We start from the raw sequence: 16,715 nt of genomic DNA on the forward strand, positions 1-16,715 counted from the left end.
CTTTGGCAGCGGTATTCTTTTTGGCATGATCCAAAAGTAATCCAAAAAGGCGTAGAATGGGGCAATTCGCTCCAGCTGCAACAGGCGTGTAAGTTTGTTGAGGCGCGCCGTGTCGCGTCTGTACTGGATCCTGCTTCGGCTTCGGCTAACCCCCCTTACAGTTTGTCGTAGGAGAGATCGGTGTTCAACTCCTGGTTGGCGAATGAAAAGACAATCCAGGTGATGCCGCTTAAGGCGATCAGCTCTCCCCCGTCTTCCAGTATCAGCATGGGGGTATCTGACCAGGGAAATCCATTCATCAGCAGTGCGTGTAGCATATCTGCTCCGGCGCCAAATATTGCCAGTACAATTACCCCTCCAAGTACGTACCAGCTGATTTGGCGTGCAAGCGCATTACTAGCTCGATATGCCAGCCATCCGAGGGCCAAAAACAGCGTGCCGACAAGCGCATACACCGCCAGCTCTCCGTAGTCCTTTCCCCGAAGCCCCAGCGCCGGTGCCAGTCCAACCCAGTCAGCGATTTCTCCGCCCGCCGTTTCGTGGATCTCAAGGGAGTCGTCAAGAAGCAGATACAGAAAAAGAAGGGAGCCAATGCCGTATATCGGCTGATACATTTTAATCGTCAACCATCCCAGGAGCAAGGCGACCCAAAAGAACTTGACGTATTGGTAGACCTCTGAATATCCCCGCTCTGTGCCAAGAGAAAACTTGTAGTCACTTGCATATCCAACGGTGTGGATAATTTCGAGCCCGATAAACATAAGGTCAGCCGAAATGAGGAGTATCAGGAGCAATATTGGCCAGCGCCATACCGGAATGGATTTCATAATACGCATTTCCTTAAGTAGAGACTCAACTCTTGATGTTTTTATGTTGCCGATCACTAATTAATGCCTGTATTTGAAAATAAATATAAGGTGCCTGAGCATAACTAGCATTTACATAAATATTTTTTAACGGAGGTAATTAAATTCATTGCATCCCGGGATAGAAATTTAAAATCCCGCAAGCTCAAGGGGACTGGAATTTTTTTCAAAACCGTTATTGAGGTAAGACCAGCCTTTATGACCTTGCCAACGATATATTTACAGTTTTACAATCTACACGTAATGCAGAAGTAAAATAGATTTGTTATATAGAACTGAGAATATCACCCTAAGTGAAAGTTAAATTAGTGCATTTATGTCAATATCACGCAAGCAGTTTATTCAATGCGCAGGTGCAGTAGCGCTGGGTTTTTCGGGACTCCATATCTTTTCCGGTTGTGCCGCTACCCGTAATATAAATCCCGAAGCAATTTCGGAAGCGTTTGGTCCGCTCAGGTCTGACCCCAAGGGCATTATGGACCTGCCGGAAGGTTTCTCTTACAAAATCGTGTCCCGGTTCCGCGATAAAATGGACGATGGGTTTTACGTACCCCACCGGCCCGATGGCATGGCAACGTTTGAAGGACCGGGCGGCACTACCATCCTGATTCGGAACCACGAGGTGAATGCAGCCCGCGGAGGTGATGAGAGCGCGTTTGGTTCTGATTTTGCACTTGCCGAAAAACTGAGCGAGGAGGATTTTTACGATTATGGCGTCAATAGAAATCCAGGGCAGGGCGGCACGACGACGGTGGTGTATGATACCGAGAATCAGCAGGTGGTACGCCAGTTTTTGAGTCTGGCCGGAACCCTGCGCAATTGTGCGGGGGGACCCACTCCGTGGAACAGCTGGATTACGTGCGAAGAGATTGTGATGCAGCCCGATGACACCTACGCGAAGGCGCACGGGTATGTCTTTGAGGTGCCCGCCACGGTGGAGCCGGGTCTTGCCCGCCCCATACCGATTAAGGCGATGGGACGGTTTAACCATGAGGCGGTAGCTGTTGATCCCGAGAGTGGCATAGTGTACCTGACCGAGGATGACGGGGAGGGCCTGTTGTATCGATATATTCCCAATACTCCCGGCAGGCTGCTGGATGGGGGTACGCTTCAGGCCCTGGCTGTTGTCGATCAGCCCCGTATGGATACACGCAACTGGAAACAGCAGGCGGTGGCCGTGGGACAGACATTGGATGTGGAATGGATCGACCTGGAAGATGTGGATGCGCCGGAAGACGACCTTCGGTACCGCGGTTTTGAGGATGGAGCGGCGCGCTTTGCCCGTGGCGAAGGCATGTGGTATGGTAATGACGCTGTCTATTTCGCCTGCACCAATGGCGGGCGGGAAGAGCTGGGACAGATCTGGAAGCTGATGCCCGCCGGCCCGCAGGAGGAGCATGACAAGCTCGAACTGTTTGTGGAACCCAACGACGGGACCATGATTGAAAATGCGGATAACCTGACAGTAGCCCCCTGGGGCGATATCTTTGTGTGTGAGGATGGCGATGCCGAGCAGTATCTCAACGGGATTACGCCCGAGGGAGAGATCTACAAGTTCGGTAGAAATGCGGTCAGTACTTCGGAACTGGCCGGGGCCACCTTTTCTCCTGACGGCTCTACGCTCTTTATGAATATACAGCACGAAGGTCTTACGATCGCTATTACCGGCCCCTGGAACAAGGCAAAAAAGTGGGGATAGAAAAGACTGGTTTCCTTTTGATTGTCCTGGGTTGTTATGGCAAACGTGATCCCTCTGCCATTTGATCTAATGATTTGCCCGAAACGGTGTAAATAATAACTTTTCACACTTTTGAATTCTATTGGATAAAGGGTAAAAAAATAAAAAAGGGATTGAAAAGCAGACCGCCCTCCAATCCCTTGCTAAACCTGATGTCAATTTAATCGGTTTCTTCGGTATCCTCTCCCTGGGTTGGGTCTATGGGACCGGTGTCAATCTCGCTGGTATCAATATCCAGGTCAATATCCTTTCCGTTGGCCATCGACTTAAAAGCCTCCAGGAAATCCATCGGCAGCGGGAAGAAGGCGTAGCTGGTATTTTCTTCTGCCACTTCGCTCATGGTTTGCAGGTAGCGCAGTTGCAGCGCTATGGGGGCTGTTTGCATCATTTCGGCCGCTTCAACCAGCCGGGCGGCAGCCTGGAACTCCCCTTCGGCATTAATAACCTTGGCACGCCGATCCCGCTCGGTTTCAGCCTGTCGAGCCATGGCGCGTTTCATGTTTTCAGGCAGCACCACATCACGCACCTCTACCGACACCACCTTGATCCCCCAGGGATCTGTCTGCCGGTCAATGATCTCCTGAATCTTTTTGTTGATTTTGTCGCGATTGGCCAGCAGCTCATCCAGCTCTACCTGTCCCACGATACTTCGGAGAGTCGTTTGTGCCAGCCAGGTGGTAGCCTCAATATAGCGTTCCACCTGTATAATCGCCTGTTCAGCGTCTATCACCCTGAAAAAGGTGATGGCGTCCACGTTAACGGTTACGTTGTCCTTGGTAATCACTTCCTGCCGCTCCACGTTGATCGTGAGCACGCGCATATCCACCCGCTCAATTTTATCGATAAAGGGAATAAGGAAGATCAGTCCCGGACCTTTGGTATGTTGAAATTTACCCAGCCTGAATACCACCGCCCGTTCATATTCCCGCAGGATTTTAAACATCTGCGGTAACAGGATGGCCGCAAGTACGGCAATAGTGATGACCCAGGATAGAGAATCAATAATTCCAGAATCCATAATCTGCTCCGTTTTTTATTAGTTTGCTGTTATTGGTTATTTGTTTGTTGTGTTAATTAATTGCTGGATCGGTTGAATGTCACCAGTGGGACGGCACGTACACCTGGCCTGGCCGGATTTGAAGATCATGATCAGCTTGGAAAAATATCCGGTACCCAGGTATTGACTAACTGTTTGTTTGAATTCATCTTGTTCTCATGATTGCCGTGAAGATGAGGTGATGTCAGAAACCGGTTTGACCTTCATTTTAAGCCCCTTGACCTCTTCCACTTCCGCTAACGCTCCTTCTTCAATCTCTTCGTCGCTGTACGCGTTCCAGTACTCTCCGCTGATAAAGACGCGCCCGCCGCTGCTGTTTACCTTGTCAACGACTTCCGCATGCTGCCCGATCATCGTTTCCACCCCGGTACGGTTTTCAGAAAATTGTATTTTTAGTCCGGCCGTCACAATCCAAACGAAAAATAGGGTGGTAAGTACCGTTGCCGGTACCAGCCAGGCCCAGGAGAGCTCCATCGATTCGGGAAGGTCCTGGAACAGCATCAGAGCACCCAGGAAAAACGAAACCGCTCCCCCGGCAATAAGGAGTCCGAATGTGGGGGTAAACGCTTCCGCAACAAAAAGGATGATCGCCAGCCCGATCAGCACAAAGCCGGCAATGTTGATCGGCATGGCCGCCGAGGCGTACAGCAGAAGGATCAGCGCGATAACGCCGGCTACCCCCGGAACGATGGCGCCGGGATTCGTCACTTCCCCGACAATTCCGTAAATGGCAATCATGGTCAGGATCAACATGACCTCAGGTCGCATGATAAACCCGAAAAGATTTTCCGCCAGGTTTTGGGGAATCTCCGTAATAGTGGCGCCGGTGGTACGCAGCGTGTCGCCTTCCACAGTTCGGCCGTCGATCTGTTGAAGGAGGTCATCCCGATCTTCTGCAATCAGGTCAATTACATTCAGTTCAAGCGCCTCCGATTCCGTCACGGCTTCTCCTTCTCGGACAGCAGAAATTGCCCACTCCTTGTTGCGATCTCTGCGCTCGGCGATACTCTCAATAAAACTCTCGGAGTAGTTGAATACCTTGTTCTGCATTACGCTGTCCATCTGTGCCCCGCTGCCTGAAACCGGGGACGCCGCCCCGATGGTGGTAGAGGGAGCCATCGCGGCAATATGAGCAGCCATGGTAATAAAAGTGCCGGCACTGGCGGCCCGTGCTCCATCCGGTGATACATACACAACGATGGGAATATCGGAATCAAAGAAAGTTTGTACGATGTTTTTGGTGGATTCAAGCAGTCCGCCGGGCGTATCCATTTCTATGATGAGGCAAACAGACCCGTTCTCCCGGGCGTTGTCGATTCCCCGGCGAATGTAGTTGGTGGTCGTGGGACTGATGGCGCCCTCTACGCGAATCACGCTCACGGAAACTGAATCCCTGCTGTCGAGTGCGGTGGTATCAGCAGGCGTATCTCCCTGGCCGAACATGAAAAAAGAAAGTATGAGGAACAGTCGTATCATAAGCCGTGAATGTCAAAAATTGTGTGACCCAAACAAGCAGGTACCCTTTTTCATTATAAAGAACTTTGATCAACAAAACAGTTCCATCTGCAGAAACTTCTGTAAAAGAGTGTGCCTGAATACGGGCTTGACAGCACTTGCAGGCTTTCGTAAAAGGGAGGAAGACAGAAACGTCCGAAAATAGTTGGAGGCGCTGCTGTTAACTGGTCTTTTAATGTTCGGGGATCGATCAATGGGGAGGGGTCGAAAAGCGCATATTGCCCGCCCTGCGCCGGGTGTACCCGGTTGGGTGATTCCGGATAAACTGATATATTGTATCCTGAAAAATTAATTAACCAGTTGGTAATTACTCTATGAAAGACCGGGAAAACGCAATCGATACGAAAGACAAAATTCTTGAATCGGCTTATGAGGTTTTTTTGCAACATGGAATAGATGGCTCCGGAATCAAGCAGATTGCGGACCGGGCCCAGGTCAACAAGGCGATGCTCTACTACTATTTCGACTCCAAAGAACACCTGTTCAAAGAGGTCTTTCGGAAGGCGGTCCGGGAAAGCGGGTTGAAAACGCTGGAAGCAATGGAGGACGAGCAGACGTCCCTGTTTGAAAAAATTGAGGAGTATATCGCCGCACTTACCGGGAAACTGGCAGAAGAGCCCCGCGTGTTTTCTTTTGTCATGAACGAGCTCAATCGTCATCCCGGGGTATTGACAGAGATATTGGTGGAAGCGATCGATTTTGACCGTTCCGTGCTGGAGCGGCAAATGAACGAAGCTGCTGATCGTTATGAGATTGCCCGGATCAGCCCGCGGCAACTGATGGCAAATATTACTTCGCTTTGTCTCGGACCGGTCATCAACCAGAAGTATTACACGGTGATGCTTGATATATCGGACGGGCGCGAGTACAGGAACTTCCTGGAGGAACGGAAAGGAATCATTTACGATATGACGATCAGCTGGCTTACCGCCTGACTAACAACGAGGGGTATTCCAAACCCTTCCGCCACCATTGAATCCATGCATAACAACCTCTTCTCTTCATATTTATATTATTTATATGCAGTAATACTGTTTATCCTGGCGGGATGCGGTTCTTCCGGGATATACATTTCGGAGGAAGCCACAGATCAGCAGGCTCGGCAGCCTCCGGTTGAGTCGCCTCTTTATTCGGTTTTTCTGGTGGGTGACGCTGGGGCACTGGCACCAATCAAGGGTGATCCGGTGGGAAAGTTGCTGAAGCGAAAGGCCAACGAAGCGGGCGAACAGAGCGCTGTTGTTTTTTTGGGAGACAACATCTACCCGGACGGTCTGCCGGAGCCGGGACAACCGGGACGTGAAGAGGCAGAAGCCAGAATTCGCGCGCAGCTGGATATTGTGAAGCAATATTCCGGGAGGGTCTTCTTTATCCCGGGAAACCATGACTGGAATAACTCGCAGCCCGGGGGACTGGAGGCAGTCGGGCGGCAGGAGGCGTTTGTAGAGCAATACCTGGGGCGCGGCAATACGTTTTTGCCGGACGATGGCTTCCCGGGTCCGGTGGATATCGAGCTGGTGGATGACGACGATACCCCGTTTGACAAGGATATCAGGCTCATATTGATGGACACTGAGTGGTGGCTGTACCAGCACGAAAAGGCGTTTGGCGATACCGGGGAGTATGAACTGCAGGACGCGGGCGATTTCCTGGTGGAGCTGCGGGATATTATCCGGAAACGGACCAACGACCATGTAATCGTTGCGGGGCACCATCCGCTCTATTCCAACGGAACCCACGGTGGATATTTCCCTCCCGTGAATCACCTGCTTCCTCCCGTGTTCGGATCACTCTACGTCTGGTATCGGAAGTTTTTTGGATTCCGGCAGGATATCTCCCATTACCGCTACCAGGAGCTTAAAAATGCGCTGCTGGAGGCGTTCGACGGCGTCTCCAATTTGATTTATGCTTCGGGCCATGATCACAGCCTTCAGCACTTCTGGATAGACCGGCGACGGATGTACCAGCATTACCTGGTGAGTGGGGCCGGTTCGCGCCCCGACTTTGTCGCTGCCGGCCGGAACGCCGATTTTACCTACAGGGGAGCGGGTTTTATGGTGATCCGGTATTATGAAGACGGCTCGAGCTGGCTGGAGGCCTGGACTCCCGGGAACAGTTCCTCCGGGCAGGGACGCCTGCTGTACCGGCGGCAGCTGGCAGCCCCCGATGATGATCCTTTTTATGGTACCGGTTCCGAGTTTAAAATGTCGAATCTGGATAGCGCGGAATTGAAGGACAGCACGATTACCATCGCTGCCAACTCCGCCTACGACAAGCCCGGACCCATATTTCGGACGGTATTGGGGGCGCACAACCGTGACCTGTGGGCGATCCCGGTGGAATTTCCGGTATTTGACATAGCAACGGTGGAAGGGGGGCTGGAGGCCGTAAAGCTGGGAGGGAAGGGGCAATCCAACACCCTGAGATTGGAAAACGAGCAAGGGCGGGAATTTGTGCTGCGTTCAGTCGATAAAGTGGCGGGCAAAATCTGGGACGAGCACCTGAAAAATACCCTGGCGGAGGATTTGGCACAAGATCAGTTTTCGATCCTGAATCCCTACGGCGCGCTGATGGTGCCTCCCCTGGCCGAGGCCGTGGGTATATACCATACCAATCCCAGGATCTATTACATCCCGCACGACCCGAGGCTGGGAGAATTTGCCCACCAGGTCGGCGGGAGCCTCGCATTGTTTGAAGAACGCCCGGATGATGATATGTCGCATGCTCCCCATTTGAGCGGATCCAGAGAAGTGATAAGCACGCGCGCTATGCTGAGCGAGGTGGAGGGCGACCTGGATCACCGCGTAGACCAGCCGATGATGCTTCGGAACCGGTTGCTGGATATCTGGATAAGCGACTGGGATCGCCACGAAGACCAGTGGCGGTGGGCCTCTTTTGAGCCGTTTGAACTTGACTCTTCGCTCCGTGGAGAAAAACGAACCGAAGGGAAAATATACCAGCCGATTCCCCGCGACCGGGATGTCGCTTTTATGGTGATGAACGGGGTGCTCCCCACTCTCGGGAAATTAACCTCGTTCAGGTTGTACCAGGATTTTACCGAGAGCTACGGAAACCTTAAGGGCCTGACGATGAACAGCCTGGCCCTTACCCGCCGGTTTACCAACCAGTTAACTCGCCGCGAGTGGATGTCGATTGCCCGGGATGTGACAGATGCCCTTACGAACGAGATTATCAAAGAGGCGGTGGGACGGCTGCCGCAGGAAGTGCAGCTGGCAGCGGCTGACCGCATTGAGCATGTAATGAGGGTACGGCGTGATCAGCTTCCCGAGATCGCTGGGCGGTATTATGAGCTGATCAGCAAAGTTGTGGATGTGGTCGGAAGCCACAAAAAGGAGTTCTTTGAGATCGAACGGCTGGATAATGATCGAACCCGGGTACGGGTATTTAAACGCAGTGAAAAAGAGGAGCCGGATCGAAAACCCTATTATCAGCGAACGTTTTACCCCAGTGAAACCCGCGAGGTTCGCATATATGGAATGGGTGACGATGATGAATTTGAGATAAAAGGCGCAGCCGGCAGTTCCATTTTGGTCAGAATTGTGGGAGGCAGTGGCGCCGACCGGTTTACAGGAAAAGGGTTGAGTCCGGGGGGAGATGAGAATATCAAACTGTATGACACCACCGCCGGGAACACCTGGAATGAGGTAGCGGGACTTGATATCAAAAGGTCCAACCGCTCCGGGATCAACACGTATGATTACAGCAGGGGATATTCCTACAATACCGGGGAACCGCTCCTTTTTTTCGGGCATAACAGGGATGATGGCATTTTTATGGGAGGTGGAGGTACCGTACAGCTTCACGGGTTCAAAAAATATCCTTTTGCAGCCTCCCACACGCTTCGGGCAAACGTTGCGGCTCGAACCGGGGCGTTTAATATTCGGTATAATAGCCGGTTCACAGAGGTTGCGGGAAGATGGGATGGCGAGCTTGATATCCGGGCATTGACTCCCAATAATATTCGCAACTTTCTGGGATTTGGAAACGAGACAAAAGAGTCTGTCAACGATGATGACTACTATAAGGCCCGCCTTTGGCAGTTCGGAGTGGCTCCTTCTCTGCGTCGAAGCCTGGGCACCGGCGTCGACATATCGGTGGGCCCCTATTTCCAGGTTACCAACGTGCGCGAAGATGCCGGCCGGTTTATCGGTCAGCCGCAGGCCGGAGTTTCTCCCAATACATTCGAAGATCAGTGGTATACCGGTTTGGCCGGAGAGCTGAGGCTGCAGGATATTGACAACAGCACGAATCCGCGGCAAGGGTTTCGGCTGCAGGGTTGGGGAGACCTGAATCTGGGAGTCAAAAATACAAGCGCCACTCATGGGACTGTTGGAAGTTCTTTAGCACTCTATTTTTCGCCCTCGCTGAACCCACAGTTTACGCTGGCCGCCCGTGTCGGATCTGAGCACAACATCGGCCCGTTCCCGTTTTACAAAGCCAACAGCCTGGGGGGCGTCAGGAATTTGAGAGGACTCCGCAGCACCCGCTACAACGGGAGAACCAACTTCTATAATAATATGGAATTACGTGGCAAGCTCTTCGATTTCAGCAGCTACGTGCTGGGCGGCGAAGCGGGATTTTTGGGATTCCTGGACCACGGGCGGGTCTGGACCGACGGGGAGCAGTCGGATACCTGGCATTGGGGCTACGGCGGGGGACTGTGGGTCAATCTGTTCAGGATGTCGATAGTACGTGGCAGCATCGGTTTCTCGGAAGGGGAGTGGAATATACTGGCTGGGGCCGGCTTTTTCTTTTGAGGTTCTGCTGTTAGTCCCCGCATGACAGAGACGGGGGAAGCGCGTCGCTTGTGAGAGGATTTTTTCGTAATATTTAATAATGCGAATACTCGAAAGTAATATATATTGCTTTCATGGCAGAAGCCATTGAATTACTCGTTCGACGAATTGTTTTCTCGTACGGGGAATATCCTTGACTGCAAATGAGGTGTAGGGCTTTCAAACACCGTCAGTGCTTTAGTGAACTAGGAAGATTCAGGCTCAATGAAACGGAGATGAGACTTTGCTGCAGGTCAGGTTACTACGGAATAGTAATAGGAACAGTAGTCTTTAACATGGTCGGTCTGCACAGATCAACCGATCGGTGTTATCTGCGTACTGTTTGGGAAAGACCGAAATTCAGGGTTTGGCGTGGCACCGGGTATTCGTATTTACGGTTTGACAATTAATGCAGGAGTAAATAAATGGCTGTTGAACATTTTCGTCTGTTGGCTGCTATCATGTTTGCGGACATGGTCGGATATACCGCCATGATGCAGGAGGACGAAGAGGAAGCTGTGAAAAAGCGCGATCGCCAGCGTGAGATACTGGAAGAATGCATCCTGGAGAACCAGGGGCGGGTGATCCAGTATTACGGGGACGGTACGCTCAGCATCTTTGGCAGTGCCATACGCTCGGTGGAGTGCGCCATCGAGATCCAAAAGAAACTCAATTCGTCCAACGAGCAGATACCCCTGCGCATTGGCCTGCATGTGGGAGATATCGTCTATGACGATGAGGGCGCCTATGGAGATGCTGTAAATATGGCCGCCCGCATCCAGGCACTGGCGGTTCCCGGGAGCATCCTGGTAAGCGACCGCCTCTACGATGAACTCAAAAACCATCCTAAAATAAAGGTAAAAAACCTGGGAACGCACCAGCTGAAAAATATCAGCCGCGAGGTGACGGTGTATGCCATCAGTAACAGCGGATTGGAAGTTCCATCCCGGGCCGATATACAATACAAGACCGGCGGTCTGGTTCGAAGTGTGGCCGTGCTGCCGTTTTTGAATATGAGTGCCGATCCGGATAACGAGTATTTCAGTGATGGTATCACTGAAGAAATTATCAACGCCCTGACCCGGGTAGAAGGTCTGGAGGTGACATCACGGACTTCCGCGTTTGCTTTTAAAGGATTGAGCAAGGATGCCCGGCAAATTGGAGAGGAATTATCGGTGCGCTACCTGCTGGAGGGCAGTGTTCGGAAGGTGGGAAATCGTGTGCGCATTACCGCTCAGCTTATCGACACGGAAGATGGATTTCATATCTGGTCGGAAGTGTTTGACCGCGATCTGGAGGATATCTTCAGGGTACAGGACGAAATTTCCCGCAAGATTGCGGCCAAGCTCAAGGAGGATTTCTCCGATGCCGATCTGGGAATCAAGTCGCTGGTTAAACCGAGAACCAAAAGTGTTCAGGCATACAATCATTTTTTGAGAGGAAACTTTTACCTGCACAAATGGTCGCCGGAAGATGCCAGGAAGGCGATAGAGCACTACAAAAAAGCCCTGGAATATTGCGAGGGATATGCCGAAGCCTATGCGGGCATTGCCAACTGCTATACCTTTCTGGGAACCAGCACGCGCTGCTCCACCCATCACAATATATATGCCAGGGCTGAAGAGGCAGCTGAAAAGTCTATTCAACTCGACAACCGGCGGGCAGACTCCCATATAGCACTCGCCTTTGTACGGCTGTTTTATTACTGGGATTTCAAGGGGGCGAAAAAAAGCTTGAGGCGAGCCCTGGCTATCGATCCCGCTTCCCCTTTTGTAAAGCAGGGTTATGCCCTGTACTTGCGGATAATGGGCAAAAACCGGCCGGCAATACGGGCGCTGAAAGAGGCCCTGCAAAAAGATCCGCTTTCGTTGACAATCAATGCAGACCTCGGCCGTACCTACATCAATGACGGACAATTGAAAAAAGCCCTGGAACAGTTTAAGAAAACCCTGGAGCTGGATGCCACTTTTCGTCCGGCCCTGGAGGGAAAGGGATGGACATATGTGGCGATGGGTGACTTTGAAAAAGCCCTGGAGATGTTTGAAACAAACCCGGGAACGTTGGAGGAAGAATTGAAACAGATTGCCCAGCGGGGCTATGTATATGGAATCATGGGCAAGAGGGAAAAAGCCAACGAGTGTATAAAACTGTTGCGAAAAAAGGAAAAGCAAGAACCGGATATTTCACTGGCCATGGATTATGCGATGGTCTGTTTGGGATTAGGTGAGATCGACCAGGTCTTTCACTACCTGAACCAAGCAGTTGAGGAACATCTGGGCAGCGTATTGTTTATCCGGTCGATCCCGCTGTGGAATCCGCTGAAGTCGGATCTGCGATATGAAAAATTGCTGGAGCGAATAGGGATGGAGAAGGAAACCCTTGTAGCAGGTTGATTCATTACCGGTACTCCGGTTAGTATGGTAAATCGGGGAAGAGGCGGCTTCAGTAATTATTCACTGGAAACAGTAGTATCCTGCAAAAAACCGGGATCGGGTGAATCAACGGTTTTGCGAAAAATCCTTCTAATTAGAAAACCATTATGGAACAATCAACAGAACCTACAAAAGAACAGGAAGAGCGCACCGGGTCGGAACCGGAAGAGCAGCCGAAGAATGGAGAGCAGGAAAAGGAGGCCGAGGAGGAGAAAAAGTTTGGTTCACGAAAACGGGGCGTGTCAGATATGTTCCGAACGGCCTACCGGACGCATGTGGAACTGAGTGCCATTGCCGACAACAAGTCAAATATCATGATCAGCATCAACGGGATTATCATTTCCATCGTCATTGCATCCATATCTCCAAAAATTGATGCCAATCCCTGGCTGCTGTGGCCTACCGCGGCCCTGCTTATTTTTTGTCTGGCGTCACTGGTGTTTGCCATCCTGGCCGCTCGTCCCAGGGTTAATAAGAATCCGGTAACGCTGGAGGATGTGCGCGAAAATCGTGCAAATATCCTGTTCTTTGGCAACTATAACAATATGGAGCGCAGTGAATTTGTAGAGGGCATCGAGGAGTTAATGCAGGATGAACAACGCCTGTATGACTCGATGGCGCGCGATCTTTACGGGCTGGGACAAGTGCTATTCAAAAAATACGACCTTCTGAAGGTCTCCTACACAATCTTTATGGCGGGTATTGTGCTGGCCGTGGTTCTGTTCATCACCGTTTTTTTGACCGTTGCCTGAGGGTTTGCCACTTAATCCTTTTAAAACAGGTGCCAACAGAATTGAAGGCTGATACTATTTTGTAAATTAATACATTAAGTCTTTTCAACCCCCTCAATTTCTCGTTCTGAGGAAGCTGTACTCCCGCTTAAAGGTCAATAAGGTCGGTGGTACAACCACCTCCAACAAAATAGTGGGTTCTGCAAAGGTCACTACATATTACGTATTGCGTAAAAAGCAGCGTTGCTCTTCACCTGTCGTTCGCTCTAAAGAAACTGTTTCCAAAAAAGAACCTAGTCACGGAACAACATCTCACGTCTGACGTCTCACATTTAACGTCTGAAACCTGTTAAAAAAGACTGGCTTGTTCGTCATCATCTTTCTTTTGTGCGCGCTCCATTTTGGGGGCGGGGCCTCGTTCCCGGTTGATCAGCAGCATGTCGGGGTGGAATTTTTTGTCATAAATCCGCCGCGCGATCCCCTGGAGTGCTTTTTCCCCGCGGGGGGTAATCAACAGGCGTTCATTTTCTTCGATTGTCAGGAACCCGAATTCCTTGAGATCATTGATAATCATGAAGGTAAGTTTGGAGATCGTACCGGAATTTTGTTCAACGTAGTCCCGGCTCACGGTTTCGTCCCCCGCGTCAAGAACCAAACCCAGAATATTCAGCTCCGTTTCAGTCAGCGGATAGCCCTCGGAACCTTTGGTCAGCAGTTTGTCCCAGGCTTTCTGGCTGTAGTAGAGGCCGAACCACCACTTGGCATCCTTCACCATACGGTGGGTAACGGTACATGCAAAATAATCGCCGGCTTTCGCTTTTTTGGGCATTCCCCGTTCGCGATACATTGAAACGAGTGTAGCCAGATCCAACTCATGCAGGTTGGGAGGATAACTAAAATGAAAGTCGGATTTTTTTTCCATAGCCCTTTCAAATTAATAAGAATGCCCGGTTGGTTTTTGAGGCTGTGACTTCGGCGATAAAACGTCGCCGAGTGGAAATATTAGCCTGTATTTTTCGGGCCACGTCTACTTTCCTTTCTCTTCAATTAGCTTGACAGCCTGCTTCATCGATACTTTTTCCGGCTCCACATTATCCGGGAGGCTGATATTTTTCTTTCCATACTTAATATAAGGACCATACCGCCCGTTCATCACCCGGATCTTTTTCCCGTTGGTGGGATGTTCGCCAAGCTCTTTGATCTCAGAGCTGCGTTTCGGTTTTTTCTTCTTGGCCAGCAGCTCCAGCGCGCGGTCAAGAGTCACATCCAGTACATTGTCATTCTTTCGCAGCGAAGCGAACGTCCCGTCATGTACGACAAACGGCCCGTAGCGTCCAACCCCGGCGCGCACCTCCTTGCCGGTATCCGGATGCTTGCCCAGCAGACGCGGGAGGTCCAGCAGCTGCAACGCCAGGTCCAGGTCCACTTCTTCCGGCTTCATCCCTTTCAGGAGAGAAGCGCGGGGAGGCTTTTTATTGTCGTCGGTTACTTCCCCGACCTGTACGTAGGGACCGTAGCGGCCGTTGCGAACATAGACAGATTCGCCGGTTTCGGGGTGTTTGCCGATCGATTTGGGGCCTTCTTCTTCCGCTTTGACCAGCTCCTCCAGCTTTTCTACCGTTATATCACTCGGGTACCACTGGTTCGGGATCGACGTTGTCACCTCGTCGCCATTTCGTTTCGATTTGATATACGGTCCGTACCGGCCTACGAGCACATCAATGTTATCGAGGTCCTTCAGCGGCAGGTGCAGCTGGCGCGCTTCCTGGGGATCGATGTTGTCTTCACGAGATTCCACCTTGGCTTTCAGCCCATCGTCTCCTTTGTAATAGTTGCTGAGATATTCCTTGGGATCTCCTTTGCCCTGGGCAATCTTGTCAAGTTTGTTCTCCATTTCGGAAGTAAAATCGCTGTCCACCAGTTCGGGAAAGTTGCGCTCCAGCAGTTCGGTAACGGCAAAGGCGGTAAAGGTGGGGATCAGGGTCTTCCCGTCGGTTTCCACATAGCCGCGATCTTGCACCGTACTAATAATATTGGCATAGGTACTCGGTCGACCGATGCCCCGTTTTTCGAGCTCCTTGACCAGCGTGGCCTCCGTAAACCGGGCAGGCGGTTTGGTTTCATGGGAGATCGGTTCTATGCCGTGTTCCTCAATCTTTTCGCCTTCAGTCAGCTCGGGCAGATAATTTTCCTGGTTTTCAAGCGCCGCTTCAGGATCATCACTACCCTCCACGTAGGCCCGGAAAAAGCCCGGGAACAGAATTTTTTTTCCGCTGGTTTTGAACTCCGCTTTCGTGCCGTTGGCTGTCGCTTCAATGACTACGTTGGTGAATTCAAGTTCGGCCTCCGCCATCTGGGTGGCAATTGTGCGCTTCCAGATCAGGTCGTACAGTTTGAAATCGGGACCGCTGAGGCCGGCTTTTTCCGGTTTCTTGAAATAGCTGCCCGCCGGTCGAATCGCCTCGTGGGCTTCCTGGGCCCCTTTTGAGCCTCCGCCGTAGTTTCGCGCACGCTTAAACAGGTATTCCTCCCCGTATTCCTCCTCAACCGCATTACGGGCGGCGTTGATCGCCTGTCCCGAAAGGCGTGCCGAGTCGGTACGCATGTAGGTGATAAGCCCGTTTTCGTACAGTTTCTGGGCAATCTGCATGGTGCGTTTTGCGGAATAGCCAAACTTCCGGTTGGCCTCCTGCTGAAGGGTAGAGGTTATAAACGCCGGTGACGGATTGCGTTTCTGCCGGTTTTTCTTGACCTCCGACACCTTCCACTCCGCTTCCGCCAGATCATCCCGCAGCTGGGAAGCTTTTTTGTCATCAAGCAGGACAACCGACTTCGGCTTTTTCAGCTTCCCGGTATTTTCATCAAAATCTTTGCCGGATGCGAGCCGCTTGCCGTCCAGGTGCGTCAGGTCGGCCTCAAAAATATCGTTGTCTTCCAGCTTGCTGAGCTGGGCTTTCAAGTCCCAGTAACGTGCCGAGCGGAATTTCATGCGCTCGCGTTCCCGTTCCACCAGAAATCGCACGGCCACCGACTGCACGCGCCCGGCAGAAAGGCCCGGCGCGATCTTTTTCCACAGCAGGGGAGAGATCGTATAGCCCGCCAGCCGGTCGATGATGCGGCGGGTCTCCTGGGCGTTAACCAGGTTCATGTCGATATCGCGGAAATTCTTGAGGGCATCCTGGATCGCCTCCTTGGTAATCTCGCGGAATACCATCCGTTTGACCGGCACATCGGGATTCAGCAGTTCCACCAGGTGCCAGGAGATCGCTTCTCCCTCACGGTCTTCATCGGTAGCCAGGACCAGCTCGTCGGCATCCTTGAGCAGTTTTTTTAGTTTTTTGACGACCTTCTTTTTGCCCCGGGGAATAACATAAAGCGGTTCAAAATCTTCATCCGTATTAACCCCCAGGTTGGCCCATTCCTCTTTCTTGAATTTCGCGGGTATCTCCTTGGCGGAGGCCGGAAGATCGCGGATATGCCCCATCGAGGAATCGATGACGTAATCCTTGGGTAGGTATTGCTTGAGGGTTTTAATTTTTGTGGGTGACTCTACTATTACTAACGATTTCATAATGTAATCCGG

The 16,715-nt window shown here is 51.5% G+C and carries 10 protein-coding genes; 5 read left to right on the top strand and 5 right to left on the bottom strand.

Annotated features, from left to right (window positions below; genetic code table 11):
- Window positions 1-155 precede the first annotated feature (155 nt).
- Complete coding sequence (locus ACG2F4_RS10750; protein WP_395260600.1) at window positions 156-827, bottom strand: hypothetical protein; 672 nt, start codon at window positions 825-827, stop codon at window positions 156-158.
- 355 nt (window positions 828-1,182) lie between these two features.
- On the opposite strand from ACG2F4_RS10750, the gene ACG2F4_RS10755 reads away from it, so the two are divergent.
- Window positions 1,183-2,565 carry an alkaline phosphatase PhoX gene (locus ACG2F4_RS10755; protein ID WP_395260602.1) on the top strand — a complete coding sequence of 461 codons (1,383 nt, stop codon included), beginning with the start codon at window positions 1,183-1,185 and terminating at the stop codon, window positions 2,563-2,565.
- 199 nt (window positions 2,566-2,764) lie between these two features.
- Here the strand turns inward: ACG2F4_RS10755 and ACG2F4_RS10760 are convergent, their stop codons facing one another.
- A complete protein-coding gene (locus tag ACG2F4_RS10760; RefSeq protein WP_395260604.1) occupies window positions 2,765-3,622 on the bottom strand; it encodes an SPFH domain-containing protein in 858 nt (285 codons plus the stop codon).
- A 195-nt stretch (window positions 3,623-3,817) separates the two neighbouring features.
- Window positions 3,818-5,137 carry a nodulation protein NfeD gene (locus tag ACG2F4_RS10765; RefSeq protein WP_395260607.1) on the bottom strand — a complete coding sequence of 440 codons (1,320 nt, stop codon included), beginning with the start codon at window positions 5,135-5,137 and terminating at the stop codon, window positions 3,818-3,820.
- A gap of 353 nt (window positions 5,138-5,490) precedes the next feature.
- Between ACG2F4_RS10765 and ACG2F4_RS10770 the strand changes: the two genes are divergently transcribed.
- The 4 genes from ACG2F4_RS10770 to ACG2F4_RS10785 all read left to right on the top strand — a co-directional run bounded on the left by ACG2F4_RS10770 (window position 5,491) and on the right by ACG2F4_RS10785 (window position 13,153).
- Window positions 5,491-6,111: a TetR/AcrR family transcriptional regulator gene (locus ACG2F4_RS10770; RefSeq protein WP_395260609.1), complete on the top strand. Its 621-nt coding sequence runs from the start codon at window positions 5,491-5,493 to the stop codon at window positions 6,109-6,111.
- Window positions 6,112-6,156: 45 nt separating this feature from the next.
- Window positions 6,157-9,951, top strand: coding sequence for a metallophosphoesterase (locus ACG2F4_RS10775; RefSeq protein WP_395260611.1), 3,795 nt, complete (start codon window positions 6,157-6,159; stop codon window positions 9,949-9,951).
- 443 nt (window positions 9,952-10,394) lie between these two features.
- Window positions 10,395-12,362, top strand: a complete 1,968-nt coding sequence (locus ACG2F4_RS10780) for a tetratricopeptide repeat protein (RefSeq protein ID WP_395260614.1) — start codon at window positions 10,395-10,397, stop codon at window positions 12,360-12,362.
- Between the two features lie 146 nt (window positions 12,363-12,508).
- A complete protein-coding gene (locus tag ACG2F4_RS10785; RefSeq protein WP_395260617.1) occupies window positions 12,509-13,153 on the top strand; it encodes a Pycsar system effector family protein in 645 nt (214 codons plus the stop codon).
- Between the two features lie 328 nt (window positions 13,154-13,481).
- Here the strand turns inward: ACG2F4_RS10785 and ACG2F4_RS10790 are convergent, their stop codons facing one another.
- Window positions 13,482-14,054, bottom strand: coding sequence for a hypothetical protein (locus ACG2F4_RS10790; RefSeq protein ID WP_395260618.1), 573 nt, complete (start codon window positions 14,052-14,054; stop codon window positions 13,482-13,484).
- A 105-nt stretch (window positions 14,055-14,159) separates the two neighbouring features.
- The gene (gene topA, locus ACG2F4_RS10795) at window positions 14,160-16,703 is read right to left on the bottom strand and encodes a type I DNA topoisomerase (RefSeq protein ID WP_395260622.1); all 2,544 of its coding nucleotides are present in this window, start codon (window positions 16,701-16,703) and stop codon (window positions 14,160-14,162) included.
- Between the last annotated feature and the right edge of the window lie 12 nt (window positions 16,704-16,715).

Source organism: Halalkalibaculum sp. DA3122, from assembly GCF_043951865.1.
In the GTDB taxonomy this organism is placed as follows: domain Bacteria; phylum Bacteroidota; class Rhodothermia; order Balneolales; family Balneolaceae; genus JAMQKA01.